Annotated in this window: 16 protein-coding genes; 7 read left to right on the top strand and 9 right to left on the bottom strand. The window is 57.7% G+C overall.

All coding sequences use genetic code 11. The features are described 5' to 3' along the window. Positions 1-88: 88 nt before the first annotated feature. The 5 genes from E4P82_RS06835 to E4P82_RS06815 form a co-directional block, all read right to left on the bottom strand. Positions 89-1,657, bottom strand: a complete 1,569-nt coding sequence (locus tag E4P82_RS06835) for a glycosyltransferase (protein ID WP_169248203.1) — start codon at positions 1,655-1,657, stop codon at positions 89-91. Continuing rightward, positions 1,650-2,096, bottom strand: coding sequence for a glycosyltransferase family 2 protein (locus E4P82_RS06830; RefSeq protein WP_169248202.1), 447 nt, complete (start codon positions 2,094-2,096; stop codon positions 1,650-1,652). Before E4P82_RS06830 ends, E4P82_RS06835 begins: the two co-directional genes overlap by 8 nt. Further along, positions 2,093-3,934, bottom strand: coding sequence for a glycosyltransferase (locus E4P82_RS06825; protein ID WP_169248201.1), 1,842 nt, complete (start codon positions 3,932-3,934; stop codon positions 2,093-2,095). Before E4P82_RS06825 ends, E4P82_RS06830 begins: the two co-directional genes overlap by 4 nt. Positions 3,935-4,378: 444 nt before the next feature. Further along, entirely contained in the window at positions 4,379-4,717 is a 339-nt protein-coding gene (locus E4P82_RS06820; protein ID WP_169248200.1) for a hypothetical protein, read from the bottom strand. A 55-nt stretch (positions 4,718-4,772) separates the two neighbouring features. After that, the gene (locus E4P82_RS06815; protein WP_169248199.1) at positions 4,773-5,270 is read right to left on the bottom strand and encodes a sulfotransferase; all 498 of its coding nucleotides are present in this window, start codon (positions 5,268-5,270) and stop codon (positions 4,773-4,775) included. Between the two features lie 331 nt (positions 5,271-5,601). On the opposite strand from E4P82_RS06815, the gene E4P82_RS06810 reads away from it, so the two are divergent. Further along, a complete protein-coding gene (locus E4P82_RS06810) occupies positions 5,602-6,009 on the top strand; it encodes a hypothetical protein (RefSeq protein WP_169248198.1) in 408 nt (135 codons plus the stop codon). 144 nt (positions 6,010-6,153) lie between these two features. After that, entirely contained in the window at positions 6,154-7,701 is a 1,548-nt protein-coding gene (locus E4P82_RS06805; RefSeq protein ID WP_169248197.1) for a hypothetical protein, read from the top strand. Positions 7,702-7,809: 108 nt separating this feature from the next. Here E4P82_RS06805 and E4P82_RS06800 read toward each other — a convergent pair whose 3' ends face one another. Together E4P82_RS06800 and E4P82_RS06795 are read right to left on the bottom strand one after the other, a co-directional pair. After that, complete coding sequence (locus E4P82_RS06800; RefSeq protein ID WP_312914311.1) at positions 7,810-8,424, bottom strand: ABC transporter ATP-binding protein; 615 nt, start codon at positions 8,422-8,424, stop codon at positions 7,810-7,812. 265 nt (positions 8,425-8,689) lie between these two features. After that, positions 8,690-9,289, bottom strand: coding sequence for an ABC transporter permease (locus tag E4P82_RS06795; protein WP_169248195.1), 600 nt, complete (start codon positions 9,287-9,289; stop codon positions 8,690-8,692). A 695-nt stretch (positions 9,290-9,984) separates the two neighbouring features. Here E4P82_RS06795 and E4P82_RS06790 point away from each other — a divergent pair. Both E4P82_RS06790 and E4P82_RS06785 read left to right on the top strand, forming a co-directional pair. Then, complete coding sequence (locus tag E4P82_RS06790) at positions 9,985-10,803, top strand: MraY family glycosyltransferase (protein ID WP_246327413.1); 819 nt, start codon at positions 9,985-9,987, stop codon at positions 10,801-10,803. Then, positions 10,800-12,848 carry a polysaccharide biosynthesis protein gene (locus E4P82_RS06785; RefSeq protein WP_312914307.1) on the top strand — a complete coding sequence of 683 codons (2,049 nt, stop codon included), beginning with the start codon at positions 10,800-10,802 and terminating at the stop codon, positions 12,846-12,848. Before E4P82_RS06790 ends, E4P82_RS06785 begins: the two co-directional genes overlap by 4 nt. On the opposite strand, the gene E4P82_RS06780 is transcribed toward E4P82_RS06785, so the two are convergent. Together E4P82_RS06780 and E4P82_RS06775 are read right to left on the bottom strand one after the other, a co-directional pair. Next, positions 12,802-14,091 (bottom strand): HlyC/CorC family transporter, encoded by a 1,290-nt coding sequence (locus tag E4P82_RS06780; protein ID WP_169248193.1) that lies wholly within the window; start codon positions 14,089-14,091, stop codon positions 12,802-12,804. The two genes, E4P82_RS06785 and E4P82_RS06780, sit on opposite strands and share 47 nt — an antisense overlap. A 115-nt stretch (positions 14,092-14,206) precedes the next feature. Next, positions 14,207-15,016 (bottom strand): cytochrome C assembly family protein, encoded by an 810-nt coding sequence (locus E4P82_RS06775; protein ID WP_169248192.1) that lies wholly within the window; start codon positions 15,014-15,016, stop codon positions 14,207-14,209. Positions 15,017-15,151: 135 nt separating this feature from the next. On the opposite strand from E4P82_RS06775, the gene ffh reads away from it, so the two are divergent. The 3 genes from ffh (at position 15,152) to rimM (ending at position 17,469) form a co-directional block, all read left to right on the top strand. After that, positions 15,152-16,522 (top strand): signal recognition particle protein, encoded by a 1,371-nt coding sequence (gene ffh, locus E4P82_RS06770; RefSeq protein ID WP_169248191.1) that lies wholly within the window; start codon positions 15,152-15,154, stop codon positions 16,520-16,522. Positions 16,523-16,682: 160 nt separating this feature from the next. Further along, positions 16,683-16,940, top strand: a complete 258-nt coding sequence (gene rpsP / locus E4P82_RS06765) for a 30S ribosomal protein S16 (RefSeq protein ID WP_169248190.1) — start codon at positions 16,683-16,685, stop codon at positions 16,938-16,940. Positions 16,941-16,968: 28 nt separating this feature from the next. Continuing rightward, positions 16,969-17,469: a ribosome maturation factor RimM gene (gene rimM / locus E4P82_RS06760; RefSeq protein ID WP_169248189.1), complete on the top strand. Its 501-nt coding sequence runs from the start codon at positions 16,969-16,971 to the stop codon at positions 17,467-17,469. Positions 17,470-17,476 lie beyond the last annotated feature (7 nt).

The following is a 17,476-nucleotide window of genomic DNA, read 5'->3' as shown; positions in this document are numbered from 1 at the left end:
TGGATGTAAGTCTCATAGTCATAAACTGGATTCACGATCAGAATCACCGTTGCCGGTGACGGATCAGGATTTTCCGGGTATTTCGAACTCACAGAAAGCTCCTGAAGAACTCCAGGGTTTCCCGAGCTTCCCGTCGGTGGCAGAAGTGCCGAGCCGTCTCCAGGCCGGCTTCGACGAGGGATTTTCGCAAGTTGGACTGGTCCAGTAAACGAAGGATCGCTTCGGCGAATAGGTCGGGGCGCCGTGGGGGGACGAGCAACGCATTGATCTCATGTTGGGCGTACTCGTTGACCCCACCTACATCGGTGAGTACGCAGGCTGCGCCGCAGGCCATTGCTTCCAGTCCGCAGCGCCCAAAACCCTGAAAATCGGAGCCGTCGAGGAAGACATCCGCCTTCGAGTAGACCTGCGCCAGACGGTCCTGGTCGGCAATCACCCCTTCGTCGTGGTATGTAAACGGGATCGACTGACGATCCAAGGCGCGATCGCCGAACAGTATGATTTCCACCTCGGGTCGGGATGTCTTGACCTGCGCCAAGGCGGCAAGAGTGGGTTCGAAACCTCGATAGGGTGTTCCGGGCCGGGCCATGGCCAGGATCACCGGCCGGTTGCGAACCACATCGCGAGGATAGAATCGCCCCAGATTCATGCCGAGTCGGATCTTATGGGATTCGTAGCCATCGGCAGCCAACATCCGTTGCAACCAGTCGGATTTGACGATGCGATGCGGGATCAATGGATAGGTGGCGCGCACCCGCGTGCGAGCGGTGGTGTCCGCTTCAGGGAAGAACCAGGGCTCATAGTCCTGCAGGAAGTAGGCGGCGGCACGGGCACGCCCGCAATGGAGCAGTGCGGCGGCCCATGGCGCGGTGTTCCAGAGTGTTGCCACAACGAGATCGCTGTTCGGGAAATTTCGCATTAATTCACGTTCGTTGCGAAAGATGAGCGGTCGGGTGTAGAGCGGCGTCCAGTCATGAATCGCCGGATCTTCGAATAGAGCGGCAATCCTGGCTTCCACGCCGAGCAGGATCAGATGATTGACCAATTGAATCACGGACAGTACGCCGCCGGCGATGACCAAGCGTGGCAACAGATAGGTGACTCGTAACCGTTCCGGCCGGGTGAAGCGATCCACGAATTCGGGTGTGGCCAGGGGACGGTGGGTGGTCAGCAGGCGCAGGACGCCTCGCAGGGCGGAACGGGTTAGATCCAGCCAATCGTGTCGTCGCTTGGCGGTCAGCATGGCGCGCGCCGTTTCCCAGACGACGGGCATCGGGTCCCAGCGTTGGCGAGGGGTGGTGAACTGGGCACGAATGGAACCGAGAGGGTTGGCGCGACGGAAGGCGCGGAATTGCCGTTGATATTCCTCGCGCCAACGGGCATCGAAAATGGCGCGGTTGCGCCGGTAGCGCTCGCCTCGGTCGGTGAAGGTAGCCCGTCCCTTGTGGTAGATGTAGACATTGCTGGCGACCACGGTACGGTAGCCGTGAGTGGTCAGTCGCATGCACAAATCGGATTCCTCACCGTAACCGTGCCCATAGATCTCGTCGAAAACCCCTAGTTGTTCCAGGATGGAACGGCGCAGCAACAAGCAGAAACCGACACCGGTTACCACATCGGCGGCGGTTGGCGCGAAACGCCGCAGGTACTCATCCATGCCGAAAAAAATTGGCGCCGGGGGCCAGCGGCAGGTTGATTTGGGCGGCGTGGTTGGTGAGGGGATTGACGGTGGCGATACGGGGATCGTTGTTGGCGCAGGTTAGCAGACGGTCAAGCCAGCTAGGAGTAACCACCACGTCGCTGTTAACCAGGGCGACGAAAGGCGCATCACCGAGAGTGATGCCGAAGTTGCAGGCACGGACGAAGCCCTGGTTGTTAGGGTTATGGTGAAGCGTTATATGGGGATGCTGGACCGCGAAATCGTCCAGGTAGCATCGAGTGTGCGCATCGCTGGCGTCGTCGATGATGATGAGTCGATAGCTCCCGGTTCGGGTGTACGCCAGGATGGAGCACAGGCATTCCCGAACGTAACTTAGGCTGTTATAGACCGGAACCACGAGATCGCAGAGCGGGGTGTCAGCCGAGGGGCTGGTCATTGGCGACGCGCCAAACCGGTAGCGATATCCTGCCGATGGAGTTTCAAGATCAGCGCGGCGAAATCAGTCGTAACTCGATCCCAAGTATACCGGGAAGCGGTCCACAAGCCATTTTCGATCAGGCGCAGTCGAAGTGGTATGTTCTCCAGAGCTTCATGGATCGCTTCCCGCAGGGCTTGGGCATCGTTGACGGGGACCACCAGGGCGTTTTCCCGATCCACCGCATACTCGCGCGATCCCCCATCGTCGGTCATGGCCACGGGAACGCCGCAGGCCATGGCTTCAAGGGGGCAAAAGTTGAAGCCCTCGTGCCAGCAAGCCGATGCGAAAACCCGGCCTTTGGAGATATGACGCGCCAAATCGTCTTGCTGGGCGTCTAATGTCGCCAAACTCAGGGTGCGTAAATCGCTGGTGGCGGACAGTATCGTTGCAGTTCCCTTGTGAGGTCTATCCGAACCATAGAATACGACATCGAAAACTTTTTCCTCGTTATGCGGAAAAAAAAGATAAGGGTCGATCCCACCGGGGAAAACGCCTTCGTTATGAATCTTATGAGCCGATTCAGCATTGTCGGCCGTCCACTTTGAATTGGCGACATGATGGATGGGGTTCTTGTCACTGGAATCTCGGTAATAGCGCTCCAGATTCTTATCCGGGTTCCGGTAAAGATGATAAGGGGCCAGATGGTAGTTGATGCGGAGATCGGCGGCGGTTTCCGAGAAGAAGGGATAGACATCGGGATCGGAAACGATGAGAACGTCAAACCGTATAGATTTGGCGTCATTGGTGTCGATGACTTGAGCGCTGATGGGCAACCAGTCAGTCTTTTCGCCGTGGGGAGTAATCAGTGTGGTCCTGAAGCCCAACGCTACTAGTCGGTTGGTCATTTCGATGGCTCGCCGGATGCCGCCCACAACCTTTAGATGAGGCTGTACCCAGCCTATATGCAGCGTAGGCCGAGTGGCGGAATCAGGAATGTCCAGACTGGTGATGCTGAGTTTGTCAGGCTGGGAGTGGGTGGCGATTTTGGCTAGGGTACGGCTGATCAAAAGTGGCTCGTTATGTTGAATCTTTTGTAACAAGTCATCGATTTTGGATTTGCCGTGTTTGGCCTGTAGCGCGACTTTGGTGGTAGCGGTGATTTCAGTGCGAACCTGTGAAGTAAAGCTTTTGGATTTGGCATGGTAAACATAGCAGTCATCGGCAATCCGGAGTGCCCAGCCCGCATTCTGCGCTCTTACCGAAAAATCGTCTTCTTCTCCATATCCTCTGGGGAAGGTGTCTTCATCCAGATAGCCCAATTGATTGAGTGACTCCCGAGTAATCAGGTAACAAAAGCCATTGATGAAAGGGACTTGCGGGTAAAGGCGTGATGAGCGCATGGCAATCAGGCGGGCATATTCATCTAGACTTATGGTTTCCGGGAGCTCATTGACTTGCCATTCGCCGCTATCGGTTTTTAAATTGGGGATGGATTGCCAACTCGCCGCATTGGAAAGCGGCCCGACGCAGGCGGTGCGGGGATGCGAGGAGGCGCAGCGGATCAGGCAATCCAACCAACCTGGAGTAACGAGAGTGTCCGAGTTCAGCAGTAGGCAATAATCCCCCTGAGCTTTGCGGAGCCCCTGGTTGGCCGCTTTCGTGTACCCCAGGGCAGTTTCGTTGCGGACCGTTTTAGCCCCTAGTTTGGCGGCGTATTCGACCACCAGTCGTTGGGTTGGCGCGTTGCTGCCATCGTCGATCAGGATCAGTTCGTGGCATCTGAGGTTGGTGTATCTCCCGATGGATTCAAGGCAGGCACGAACCTCGGCGGGCGCGTTGTGAACGCAGACGATCACGGTGGCTCGCCCACCCGCTGCGATCGATTGACGGAGCGTACGCTCCGTGGAGGAAGTAGGTTCCGCTTGCGGGCTTGATCGGGGATCGGGAGATTTAGAAATCTGGCTCGGTTGGCGCCAAGCGCGAAATTGCTGAACCAGTGCCCGCAGGTGGTCCGAGGCAAGAGTCGATTTTGGGCGAAGTAGAGCGATTTCGACCAGTCGGACCAGAAAATCGCCGGTTTTCCAGCGCCAGGATTGGAGAGTGGCTTCGGTATTTTTATTGAACTGCGACATCCAATACTGGAGTTGTTTGATGTCGGCGGTTTTTTTGTTTCAGATCGACGGTTTTTTGTTTCAGATCGGTTTTTAACCGCCGACTTTCATGTCTCAAGTCAGTTTCAATCAGCTTTTTTAGCATGCAGGGCAGTTTGCAGGTGCTGGTTTTCTTGAATCAGTTTATGCTCAATTTTTTTTTATTTCATGTAGCGCATGATCTGAATTTCTTAGCGACACTTGTAGTGTCGCCTGTTGCTGTGTGGAAACTTCCTTTGCATGCAAGATTTCCCGCGCACCTGGCGATAAGTCGAGCGCAGTAAATTCCAGAGCCCGCTCTTCAAAATTCTCGGATTCGAAAAGATTGATTAGTTGAGCCTGTTGTTGATTGATGAAGCCGGATTCAAGTTCGATATTTCCTCGTTCACGATATAGCTTCGGCGAAATAAAAGCGAGTATTTCTTGCTCACAAGGAATGCGGATACCCTGGCAGCCTAGATCGGAAAGTTGCTGGTGGAGTGTGGTCACTACGGAGATGGGTTGTTGGATAAGTTTAGCATGTGAAAGCAGTAGTTGTGGACAATCATGTGCGACTTTCAGCGATTCTAATGCGTATTTTTTCCCACAGGGCAATTCCGAAATGCAATGGAAAACCGTTGCGTGATTTTAGTGATTGCGCTATTTGGATAGGCGAGCGGTGAGTGTGAATACAAATGGGGTATTCCAAATATTTTTTCCATAATGGGAAAGTCAGACAGAAGCGAGGCTCTTTCAGGAACCAGGGTCGATGTGCATCGAGCTCCAGGATCAGGCGTTGGAGTTGTTGATTGATCGTATCGAGGTCCTGCGATGCAATTTTCTCCAGGGAAAAATCACTTACCCGATCCCAGTCGGAGTTGGCGGCATACAGGATCTGGTTATTTAATGCTCGGACATCCTTGCGTTCCCAGAAACCCTTGGGGTTCTCCTGACCAGAGCCGGTGCTGATTCCTTCCGGTCCGAAGTACGCACCCATTAGGTTTAGCAGGCGGGCCACCATCGAGGTGCCGGAACGGTGCATGCCGATGACGAAAATTTGCATGAGAATAATCTCTAACAGTATGATAATGTTAATTTTATTAAAATAACGACCGTATCGAAAGGTGGAAAGCCCGGTTCGTGGTCTGAAGTGTACATGGTGGTATTCTTAGAGAACTATTTAGCCTACCCTGACCTCTGGCTTGATGGAAGTCAGTTGTTTTAATAATACATTTCGAAAAAAATAATACGGGGGTTTGACAAAAAGATACTTTGCTGGTAGAAGGTTTCACAAACTCGAACTGATTGATGTTCCTGGTCAGGCTCGGGGTCTTTAATTCGGACTGGGACTAGACTATCTAGATGTATTCGAGGTCGTGGTGAATCCTTGGAAGTTGTTGTTTCCTTTCCTGCTGGTAGTAGGGCTAGCGTGGGCGGCGGCCGATCCTGCGACGCCGGTGTCGACAGACCGCGAGCAGGTGTTGCGGCAGCGTGTGCACGAACGCTGGGAAGCTTTGATCCGAAGGGATTTGGCTGCTGCATATCTGTTTGAGGCGCCGGTTTTTCGTGCCGCCTATTCCCTGGAGCAGTACCAACGCAAGTTCGGCAAGGGCTTGATTTGGGAAGGGGCCGTGGTCGACCAGGTTTTGCTTGAGGGCGACGAGGCTGCAACAGTGTACGTGAATGTGCAATACCAACAGGCGGAGATGATTGCCGGGGAGGCGCGCAGCTTCAGTTCGCTGGTGACCGAGAAATGGATACGTGCGGATGATCAATGGTGGCATGTGCCCAGCTCCGATTAAAGTCTTTGAAGGAGCCTTGTCTTGTAAGGTTGATGCAACGATGCGCTCTCGTGTATATTTTTGAGAGGGTTTTTTAGGGTTTCCAGATTTCCACAGATGTGGTTAGTGGTATGGCTTTTCCTGCTCACATTAAGGAGTTAAGAAATGACGAAGATCAAGAAAGCAGTACTGTCGCTCGCCGTGGCGGCCGCGATGGGTGGTGCGATTTCATCGGCTAACGCTGTGAATCTGGCCACCGATGGTTTGGGGGATGTACTGCTGTATCCGTACTACACCGCCCGTAACGGTTGGAACAGTTTGATCCATATTGTCAACACTAGCAGTGTTGCGACCATAGCGGTGAAGGTGCGGTTCCAGGAAGCCCAAAACACCCGCGACGTGCTGGACTTCACCTTGGTGTTGTCGCCCAATGATGTGTGGACCGGCTATGTCACCAACACGGCTAATGGGCCTCGTCTGAAGAAGAGCTCTAGTGAGACGAGTTGTACTTCGCCGGTTATGCCGTCGGATGGCTTCGCGTTCAGCACCTATGGTTTCGGGGGCGGTACCGATCTGACGCGCACCGAGGAAGGGCACGTTACTGTCATTGAGATGGGGTCTACGACTGGTACCGCCATCGATACGGCGGCCAAGGCCAAGGATTGCACCACCATCGATGAGGCTTTCACCAAGGCCAACATTGATGCCACCAGCAACCAGTTTGGCGAACCGCTCAACGCGCTGAAGGGCCAGTTCTCGTTGGTGAGAGTGGATGCCGGCTTGGCCATGGGCGGCGCGCCCGTCACCCTAGCGAATTTCTTCACGCCGAACTTGGATTATGCTGCTCCTGGCACTGTTGACGGCGATACCGGTCCCAACGCCGCTGGTACTTTCGCCACTAATTTTGGTGTGTACAACCTGATCGCGGCCCAGGAATATCCTGACTTCTTGTTGCCAACCCTGAACGATGCCAATCCAGTGGCGTCTCTGGTGCAGAACGACACTCAGGGAGCCGTGCAAGAGACGTTGATCGATACCGGCTGGACCAACCCGGTTGACGCGGTCAGCGCGGTGCTGATGCGCTCCAACGTCATGAACGAGTGGAGTATCAACCCCAGCTTGGGTGTGGAGAGCTACTGGGTCGTCAGCTTCCCCACCAAGTTCCACTATGTGGACGCGAACGCGCAGCCGACTCAAACCGAGCTTGACGCCATGGTGGGTGGCGGACCCGCCACTGCGCCTTATGACCAGCCCGCCTATGTCGGTGGACCGGCGCCGTTCAGTACCCTATGGACCGATGCAAATCGTTCTTGTGATACGGTGACCTTCCAGGTTTACGATCGTTCTGAGGGCACTGTCTCCGCCACCGGTACCTCGATCTCACCGGCGCCGCCGATCCCGCCAAGGGCGCTGTGCAACGAGGTGAACGTGCTGTCGTTCTCCCCCACCGCCAACCTGCTGGGTTCGGCCGTCGCTCAGGCGGTGGATGTCAGCGCCTTGGTTTCCCAACAACCCTATGGTTGGCTCAACCTGAAGTTGCCAGTAGTCGCTGGGACCAATGAGTTGGCTGACACCAATACTTATCTAGGGTTGCCGGTGACCGGTTTCGTCCTGTGGAGCCGCGATTTCGGTATTGCCGCCAACAACTATGGCCATTTGGTGGATCATGCCTATATGCGGAATGTTATTAGCGCCACCACTGCTAATAATTAATCCTTGAGGGCTCATCCACTCGTCGCTCTGGACGAGTGGATGAGATTCAATCAAAGCCGGTCCCTCGCAAGAGGGGCCGGCTTTTTTGTGGGTGGCAGTCCACGCCCTTTAGTCCGCTTTCCCTTTGCGTTTCAGGAACTGTTCGTAACGATCCAGCACCTCGGTGGTTTCACCCTCGGCTCGGGTCGCGCCATTGTCGATCCACACCGCCCGGTCGCAGAGCTGGCGGATCGTGCCGGGACTATGGGACACCAGCACGATGGTCTTGTCCGAACGGATCTTCTCACGCATGATCTGAGAAGATTTTGCTTTAAACTCGGCGTCACCGACCCCCAACACCTCATCGATCAGCAGTACGTCGGGATTCAGTTGGAACGCGACGGAGAATCCAAGCCGGGCCTTCATCCCGCTGGAATAGGCATTGATGGGTTGGTCGAAAAAATCCCCTAGTTCCGAGAATGCTCGGATATCCGCCATTTTTTCTTCGACTTCTTGCTTTGCCAGGCCGAGCAACATGCCGCTCAGTATGGCATTTTGACGGCCACTGAGGTAGGGAACGAAGCCGATCTGCAATGAGAGCAGGGTCGCCCTTACCCCGTGATTGATCAGGGTACCCTGATCAGGGCGCAGGATACCCGCCAGCAACTGGAGCAAGGTGCTCTTGCCCGCGCCGTTGCGCCCGATTACCCCCAGCGACTCCCCGTGATGGAGGTCGAACGACACATCTCGCAGCGCCCAAAAACGCTCCTTGTGTAAATAGCCGGTCCGGCGCCAATAAAAAAGCCCCGACATTCTTGAGCGTCAGGGCAATCGAGCCGGTCATCGGGGGATCCACTTTGGATAGAGATGATCGTTGCGACCGATCAAGTGTCCACTGAACAGCGTCAGTGCGATGCCCAGTCCAGCGATTACCACCAGAGCGCTCCAATTCGGCCAAGCGTTGTGCATAAGAATATCGCGGTAAGCCTCGATGATGTTAGCCATCGGGTTAAGGTAGAAATACGGCTGATACCGTTCGGCGATGGACGAGCCGGCAAAAAAAGATTCCAGACATGTAGAACAGTACATGCAATAGATGGTCATTTAAAAACTTCAGGTCCGGCAAAAACGGAACCAGCGCCGCTACCAACAGAGTCAGGCCGACGATCAGCACGAACTGGACGAGCAGAACCAGCGGTAGGGCTAGGTATGCGTGACCGACCCCGAATCCAGCAAGCAAGAGATATAGTAGCAATATACTGAATACAAATGAAAATTTCACTAGGTCCGTCAAGATAATGACAAGAGGGAACACGACCTTGGGCACGTACACCTGATGCATCAGACCACGCCCGCCAAGAATCGAATTGGCCCCATGGCTGACAGTATTCTGAAACCAACGCCAAGCTACCAACCCAATCAACAGAAACGACAAGAAATTTTCGGTACCACGTTTCATTATTAGGCCGAAGACCACGTAGAAAATGACCATAAATAGCAATGGATCTAGCACCCACCACAAGAATCCCATGGAGGTTTTGGCTGCTTCGCTGCGGAGATCGGCATAAGCCTTGTAGGTCACAAGTTGCAGGTAATGTTTGGCCAGCATGATTGGATTAGGTCGGTGAAGAGTTTCGGCTAATTCTTTGACGAGTGGGCAGTATATCGTCGTTTGGGTATTAGGTGGGTGGGGGAGAGAAATTCTAGTAAATCTCCGTGGGTATCTTGGTGCATCATCGTCATCCGAACAGTGGATTATCGCCTTTACGGGGTTTGGCGTTAATACGATTTTGGAATACGATTATTATTATGGCCTTGAGCTATCCTCTAAAGCTTGCTGATTTTATCGATCCCGGCTGAAATGATCGTTCTGGGTTCGGCTAGCATCAGACTAAAATCGATGGCACGATCTGAGTTCAAGCATCCATCGTTTCCTGGATCATTGCCTTAAACAACTCATGGATCAGGGCCGAATACGTTTTTGAGAAAGACTATGGGTTCCATGTGTAAGGGATTTATAATCTTGAGGCGAAATTTATGTAGGGGGCCAATCCTTGCGATGGGCTCGAATCGATCATAACTGCTTGGATGGATGTAATGACGTCTGGCCCTGTTTTGGCTTTGTTCGCTTCGTTAGTCCTAAGCAGTTGCCTTGCTAGACACACTTTCTCTTTGCAAGTCCTCGATCGTCCCAACGCCCGTTCCTTGCACGGACAGCCTGTTCCGAGAACAGGGGGACTAGCAGTTTTGGGAGGAATCTTGGTCGGTGTGTCAATCATGCTGCTTGGTGGCACCAGCCGATCAATGCAGATCTCAAGTTTGATACTTGCCGGCTTGGTTCCGCTGGTGCTGGTGTCGTTCCAGGATGATCGCGTGGGTGTTCCTGCCCGGTGGCGCATCTTAGTTCATCTGCTGGCTGCTGTCAGCTTGTTGGCGGGGGACCTGGCGCCCGGCTCATTGGCGCTACCCGGTCTCTCCTTGGCTCTTCCTGCTTGGGTTGCCATCCTTCTTGTCCTGCTATTCGTCGTTTGGATGATCAACCTCTACAACTTCATGGACGGCATGGACGGTTTCGCCGGCGGCATGGCGACGATCGGTTTTTCGGCTCTGGCTTGGCTGGGTTGGGCCGACGCCGGGTTTGCGACTTTCTGTCTGATCGTGGCGGCGGCCAGCGCCGGTTTTCTGGTTCATAATTTCCCGCCCGCCCGAATCTTTCTCGGCGACACCGGCTCTACCGCGTTGGGCTTTCTGGCGGCGGCGTTCAGCCTGTGGGGTGCCAAGGACGGTTTATTTCCGTTCTGGGTGGCGTTGCTGGTGTTTTCCCCCTTCATTGTCGATGCCACCGTGACCTTGTTGCGTCGCCTGCTGCGTGGTGAAAAGGTCTGGGAGGCACACCGGAGCCATTATTACCAGCGATTGGTGTTACTCGGTTGGGGACACCGCCGCACCGTGCTGACCGAATACGCGCTGATGCTGGCCTGCGCCAGTTCCGCCCTGTTGGCGGTTCGATTGCCGCCCGTTGGACAAATCAGCTTGGCGATGGCCTGGGGCCTGATCTACGGTTTCCTGATGTGGGGAGTGGGGCGGCTGGAGCGGCGGCGTGCTACAGTATCCGCCCCGTGAAGCTCGAACATTTCCTCAATCTCCCCCCCACCGCTCGCCGCGCGTTGCTGGTCGTTGGCGACGCGCTTGCCGTGCTGATCGCGATCTGGTCCGCGTTTGCCATTCGCCTTGGCGACTGGTGGCCAGCGATGCTGCAAGATGTGGTCTGGTTGTTTCCGTTGGCGGTGCTCATTCTCGTTTTGACCTTCGCGGCGGTCGGCTTGTACCGCCCGATCTTGCGCTACGCTGACGAAAGCCTGCTGTACACCATCGTGCTCGGCGTCAGCGCCGGGATTCTGCTGATGATGGCGGTCTGGGTGTTTCTGCGCCAGGGATTGGTGCCGCGGTCGTCCTGGCTCATCGGCTGGCTGGTGCTGGTCGCGTTGGTCGGTGGCGGCCGGTTGGCGCTTCGCCGCATCCTGCGTCGGCGGTTCCGGGCCAGCGCGGCGCGCGCGCCCGTGATCATCTATGGCGCGGGCGAGGCCGGTGCGCAATTGGCCAACGCCCTGCGCTACAGCGCTGAATTCACACCCGTTGCATTCGTCGACGACAACCCGCAGCTATGGGGCAGCGTGGTACTGGGTCTCAAGGTGCGGGCACCGTTCAAACTGCCGCGATTGGTGGCCCAGCACGAGGGTAGCCTGATCCTGCTGGCGCTGCCGTCGGCCTCGCACCGCCGCCGTCGGGAAGTTCTGGAAGCGCTAGCCGGGTTGTCGGCGCGGGTGCTGGCCTTGCCCACGCTGGCGGAGCTGACCAGCGGCGCCCGGCGCATCGACGAATTTCGCGAGGTCGATGTCGCGGATATCCTCGGTCGCGATTCGGTCCAGCCCAACGAGGCGCTATTGCAGGAGCGGGTAAGCGGCAGAAGCGTGATGGTGACCGGCGCGGGCGGCTCGATCGGAGCCGAGTTGTGCCGACAAATCCTGCTATTGCGACCGCGCCGCTTGGTCCTGTTCGAGCGTTCCGAGTACACCCTCTACGCCGTCGAGCAAGAACTGCGTGCCATGTTGGCCAATATGGCGCATCCCCGTCCACTCGTCCTGAACCCCATAACTTCGGATCTGGAAGGGAGCGCGGACGCACGGCCCGGTACTTCTTCCATCGAACTGATCCCGCTGTTGGGGTCGGTCATTCACCAGCGCCGCTTGCAAGTGGCCATGGAGCGTTTTCAGATCGAGACCGTTTATCACGCGGCGGCCTACAAGCACGTACCGATCGTCGAACGCAATCCCATCGAGGGGGTGCGGAACAACGTGTTCGGTACTTGGCGTGCCGCCGAGGCTGCCATCGCCGCCGGGGTCGGAACCTTCGTGCTGATCTCCAGCGACAAGGCGGTGCGCCCGACCAACGTGATGGGCGCCACCAAACGGCTGGCGGAACTGATCCTGCAAGGGTTGGCGGAGCAGGGCGTTCCCACCCGGCTGTGCATGGTTCGCTTCGGCAATGTGTTGGATTCTTCCGGTTCGGTGGTGCCGCTGTTTCGCGAGCAGGTCCGCAAGGGTGGGCCGGTGACGGTGACCCATCCCGAGGTGGAACGCTACTTCATGACTATCCCCGAAGCGGCGCAATTGGTGATTCAGGCCAGCGCCATGGCTCAGGGCGGCGATGTGTTCCTGCTTGACATGGGCGAGCCGGTGCGGATTCTCGACCTGGCGCGGCGCATGATCCGGTTGTTCGGGCTGGAAGTGCGGGACGCGGATCAGCCTGATGGCGATATCGAAATCCGTTTTACCGGCCTGCGCAGCGGCGAGAAACTACGCGAGGAACTGCTGATCGGCAGCGACGATCTGGCCACCGAGCACCCGATGATCCGCCGGGCCTGCGAACGCAGCTTGTCGTGGTCGGTGGTCCGGGACTGCCTGGAGCGGCTCGACGTCGCCTCGCGTGCCTTCGATTATCCGGCCGTGCGGGCGATCCTGCGGGAAGCGGTGGCCGAGTACCAGCCGGAAAACGACATTGAGGACTGGATTTGGTTGGCGGATCGACGGGAAGAGTCGGCGGAACCGATGGACGCGGCGGTCAGCCCGCTGATTCCGCAAGTTCCGCCACCTCGGTCGGCCAGATGATCACGGTCTTGACTCGGTTGCCGGAAATTTCCACGATCTCGGTCAGGTGACCGATCAGCGATAGCCGGGTGCCCGGTTCGGGGATGGTTTCGAGGTGCTCCATGATCAGGCCATTGAGGGTGCGAGGGCCGTCGGTGGGCAGTTGCCAATCCAATGCCCGATTCAGGCTACGAATCGAAGTGCGACCGTCCACCACGTAGCCGCCGTCGGCGCGCGGGACCAGGTTGCGCTTGCCGATGGAGGCGGGATCGGTGGTGAATTCGCCCACGATCTCTTCCAGGATGTCTTCCAGCGTTACCAGTCCCAGCACTTCGCCGTACTCGTCCACCACCAACCCAACGCGCCGGCGCAATTGCTGAAAGTTGACCAACTGCCGGGTCAACGAGGTGCCTTCAGGGATGAAGTAAGGTTCCCGGATCAGGTTTTCCAGATCGGCCCGATTGAAGTCCGGTTTTTGCATCATCGTGTTGAGCACCTTGCGCAGGTGCAGGAAGCCCACGACCTGATCGAAGGTGTCGCGGTAGACCAGCATGCGAGTGTAGGGGCTGCGGGTTAGTTTAGCGACGATCTCCGCCCAGTCGCCCTCCAGATCGATGCCCTCTACCTCGTTGCGTGGCACCATGATGTCGTTGACGGTGATTTCCTCCAGCTCCAGGATGCCCAGCAGCATGGTTTGATGCCGCTTGGGAATCATCACCCCGGCTTCGAGCACCACCGTGCGCAGTTCCTCGGCGCTGAGCGAGTGCGGACTGGAGGTTTGAATCGTCACCCGGAACAGCCGCAACAGGCTATTGGCCACCATGTTGGTCAGCCACACCAGCGGGTAAAACACCTTGAGCAGCGGCGCCAGCACCGCGGAAGCGGGGAAGGCAATGCGCTCGGGGTGCAGGGCCGCCAGCGTTTTGGGCGCGACTTCGCCGAACACCAGCAGGATCAGGGTCAGGATGACGGTGGAGACCACGATGCCGGCCTCGCCCAGCAGGTGGAGGGCGATGATGGTCGCTAGCGAGGAGGCCAGGATATTGACGAAGTTGTTGCCAAGCAGAATGATGCCGATTAACCGATCTGGCCGTTCCAGCAGCCGGCTGGTGCGTATCGCGGCCTTGTCGCCTTCCCGCGCGCGGTGGCGCAGGCGGTAGCGGTTGAGGGTCATCAGTCCGGTTTCGGCACTGGAGAAAAAGGCGGAGCAGCCGATCAACAGGACCAGGACGACGCACAATACGCCAATATGAATATTGTCCAACTCGCGAAAACCTTGATTTTGAGTGAATGAGTCGTATTTACGAATTGCCGGTGCAGGCTGTCAAGCGTTGATCGGCATGAAGGGTTTCGGCCAGGGGCTGGCGGCGCATGTTCGATCAACGTCTCAGAATCAATTCCAGCACCAGCTTGCTGCCGAAATAGGCAAGCACCAGGAAAGTAAAGCCGCTCAACGTCCAGCGAATGGCGGTGCGACCGCGCCAGCCAAAACGCCAGCGACCCCACAACAGTATCCCGAACACTCCCCAGGCAATGAAGGACAGCACGGTCTTGTGCACCAGGTGCTGAGCGAAGATGTCCTTGAGAAAGAGTAGGCCACTGAATAGGGTGATGCTCAGCAGGATGAAACCGGCGCTGATCATTTGGAACAGCAGGGATTCCATCGCGGTGAGTGGTGGGATGCCGCGCAGGAAGCCGCCGGGCTGGCGGCGCCGCAAGCGCCGGTCCTGGATGGCCAGCAGCGTCGCCTGCGCCGCCGCCAAGGTCAGCAGCGAATAGGCCAGGATGGCGATGAGAATGTGCAGTTCCAGCGGCCATTGTCCGGGGTCGGCGACGATGCGCTCGGTGGCGAACGACAAGCCGAGGACCAGCGTGAGCGCGCCGAACGGCAGCGCGATGATGCCGAGACTCTCGACCGGCCGCACCATCGCCGCCGCCAGCAGCACCACGTTGATCAGCCAGCCGGTGAACGATAGCGCGTTGAAGAAGCCGAGATTGAGACCGGCGGGTTGGAACACGGTTTGGGCCAGAATCATGGCGTGCAGGATTACCGCCCCCCAGCCCAGGGCCAGCGGACCGCCCTTCGATGAACCTACCGCCGCGCCGCCGGCGCGCGCCAGCCGTACGGCCAGCAGCCCGCCGGCAAGCAGGTAGAGCAGGGCGGCCAAGCCGCCGGTGACCGCGTTCATTGGGATTCCGTAAAAGTCCAATATCCGCAACCATGATGGCATGGAACGGTGGCGGCTTGAAGCGCGCCGCGCCAAGTCGGGCGATTCTCCCTATAATCCTCCCCTCTTTTCCGATTTTGAATCAAGGTTTCCCGCATGTTCGAAAATCTCAGCGAACGCTTGTTGCTCACCGTCAAGAATCTGCGTGGCCAAGGCCGCCTTACCGAGGACAACATCAAGGATGCTCTGCGCGAGGTACGCATGGCCCTGCTGGAAGCGGACGTGGCGCTGCCGGTGGTGCGCGAGTTAATCGACCGGGTGCGCGCGAGGGCGATCGGCGAGGAGGTACTGCTCAGCCTGACGCCCGGCCAAGTGCTGATCAAGATCGTCCACGAGGAACTGATCCGAACCATGGGCGAGGCCAACGCCGAACTGAACCTGCGGGTCCAGCCGCCGGCGGTGGTGCTGATGGCGGGCTTGCAGGGCTCCGGTAAAACCACCAGCGTCGCCAAGCTGGCCCGCTGGCTAAAGGAGCGCCAACGCAAGAAGGTGACGGTGGTGAGTTGCGACGTGTATCGTCCAGCCGCCATCGAACAGTTGCGCAAGCTGGCCGGCGAAGTCGGCGCGGAGTTTTTTCCCAGCGATCCCGGGCAGGTACCGGAAACCATCGCCCGCCAGGCGCTGGATCATGCCCGCCTGCACGGTGTCGAGGTGCTGATCGTCGATACCGCTGGCCGCTTGCATGTCGATGCCGAGATGATGACCGAGATTCAGCGGCTGCACGCGGCGCTGAATCCCATCGAAACCCTGTTCGTGGTGGACAGCATGACCGGGCAGGACGCCGCCAACACCGCGCAGGCGTTCAACGCCGCCCTGCCGCTGACCGGTGTGGTGCTGACCAAGACCGATGGCGATGCTCGTGGCGGCGCGGCGCTATCGATCCGCCAGATCACCGGTCGACCGATCAAGTTTCTCGGTGTCGGCGAGAAGACCGCCGCCCTGGAACCGTTCTTTCCCGACCGGGTGGCGTCGCGCATTCTCGGCAAGGGCGACGTGCTGAGTCTGGTCGAGGAGATGGAGCAGAAGGTCGACAAGGACAAGGCGCTCAAACTGGCGCAGAAGGTCCAGAAGGGGCGAGGTTTCGACCTGGAAGACTTCCGCGAACAGATGGAGCAGATGACGAAGATGGGGGGTATCGCCAGCCTGTTGGAAAAAATGCCGGGTTTCAACGCCGCGCCGGCAGCGCTCAAGGAACAGGCGGCGGACAAGGAGGTCAGGCGGTTGGTTGCCATCATCAATTCGATGACTCCGGGGGAACGCCGCTTTCCGGACATCATCAAGGGTTCGCGCAAGCGCCGTATCGCCGCCGGTTCCGGTACCCAGATTCAGGACGTGAATCGGCTGCTCAAGCAGTTCGATCAGGCACAGAAGATGATGAAGAAAATGAAGGGCGGCGGCTTGATGAAAATGATGCGCGGCCTGCAAGGTAAGTTGCCGATGGGTGGGTTGCCGCCGCTGAAACGGTAAGCGGAGGCAGCCGCCAGCAATGGAATGCACGATCGGTGACGCCTAACGGTTTCAAACGCTGGAAATTTCGGATACTATTCCCCGCTTCATCCGGCCGCCCCGCTCGGGCAGCTCCTTCATCTACCGGAAAATCGAAATTCGCAAGAGGTATTCGCAGCGCATGGTTACTATCCGCCTGTCCCGCGGCGGCGCCAAGAAGCGCCCCTTCTATACCGTGGTCGTGACCGACAGCCGTAACCGGCGTGACGGCCGCTGTATCGAACGCATCGGCTTTTTCAACCCGATCGCCAGCGGTAGCGAAACACGTTTGAATCTGGATCAGGAACGCTTGCAATATTGGTTGGGCAACGGCGCGCAGCCATCCGAGCGAGTGATCAGTCTGATCAAGGAACGATCCCGCCAGCAGCCGGTTCAATAGCGGCCGAAGCGACGAAACCGTCGCCGCAATGACGGATTGGGTGGTGTTGGGCCGAGTGTCCGGCCTGTTCGGCGTGCAAGGCTGGGTGCGGGTGTTCTCCCACACCGAACCGCGTGAGGGGATCGTCCGCTACAACCCGGTATTCTTACATCGCGGCGGCGAGTGGCAACCTTTCGAAATCGAAGCCGGCCGCGCCCACGGACCGGGTGTGGTGCTGAAGTTTGTCGATTGCAACGACCGCGATCGGGCCGCGACGCTGTTGCGGAGCGAAATCGCGGTGCGCCGCTCGCAACTGCCGCCGCCCGAGCCCGACGAATATTACTGGGCGGATCTGGAAGGGCTGCGCGTGGTGACGTTGGATGGGAGCGATTTGGGTACGGTCGCCGCCGTGTTCGCCACCGGCGCCAACGATGTGCTGGTGGTCAGAGGGGAACGGGAACGATTGTTGCCCTTCGTGCGAGATCAAGTGGTGGTCGAAATCGACCTCGAACGGCGCGTGTTGCGGGTGGATTGGGATCTGGATTTTTGAGTCCTCT

The sequence above is a fragment of the Candidatus Competibacter phosphatis genome, from assembly GCF_012939995.1.
GTDB lineage: Bacteria > Pseudomonadota > Gammaproteobacteria > Competibacterales > Competibacteraceae > Competibacter > Competibacter phosphatis.
The sequence above is the reverse complement of the archived record's forward strand: the minus strand, read 5'-3'. Positions and strand labels throughout refer to the sequence as shown.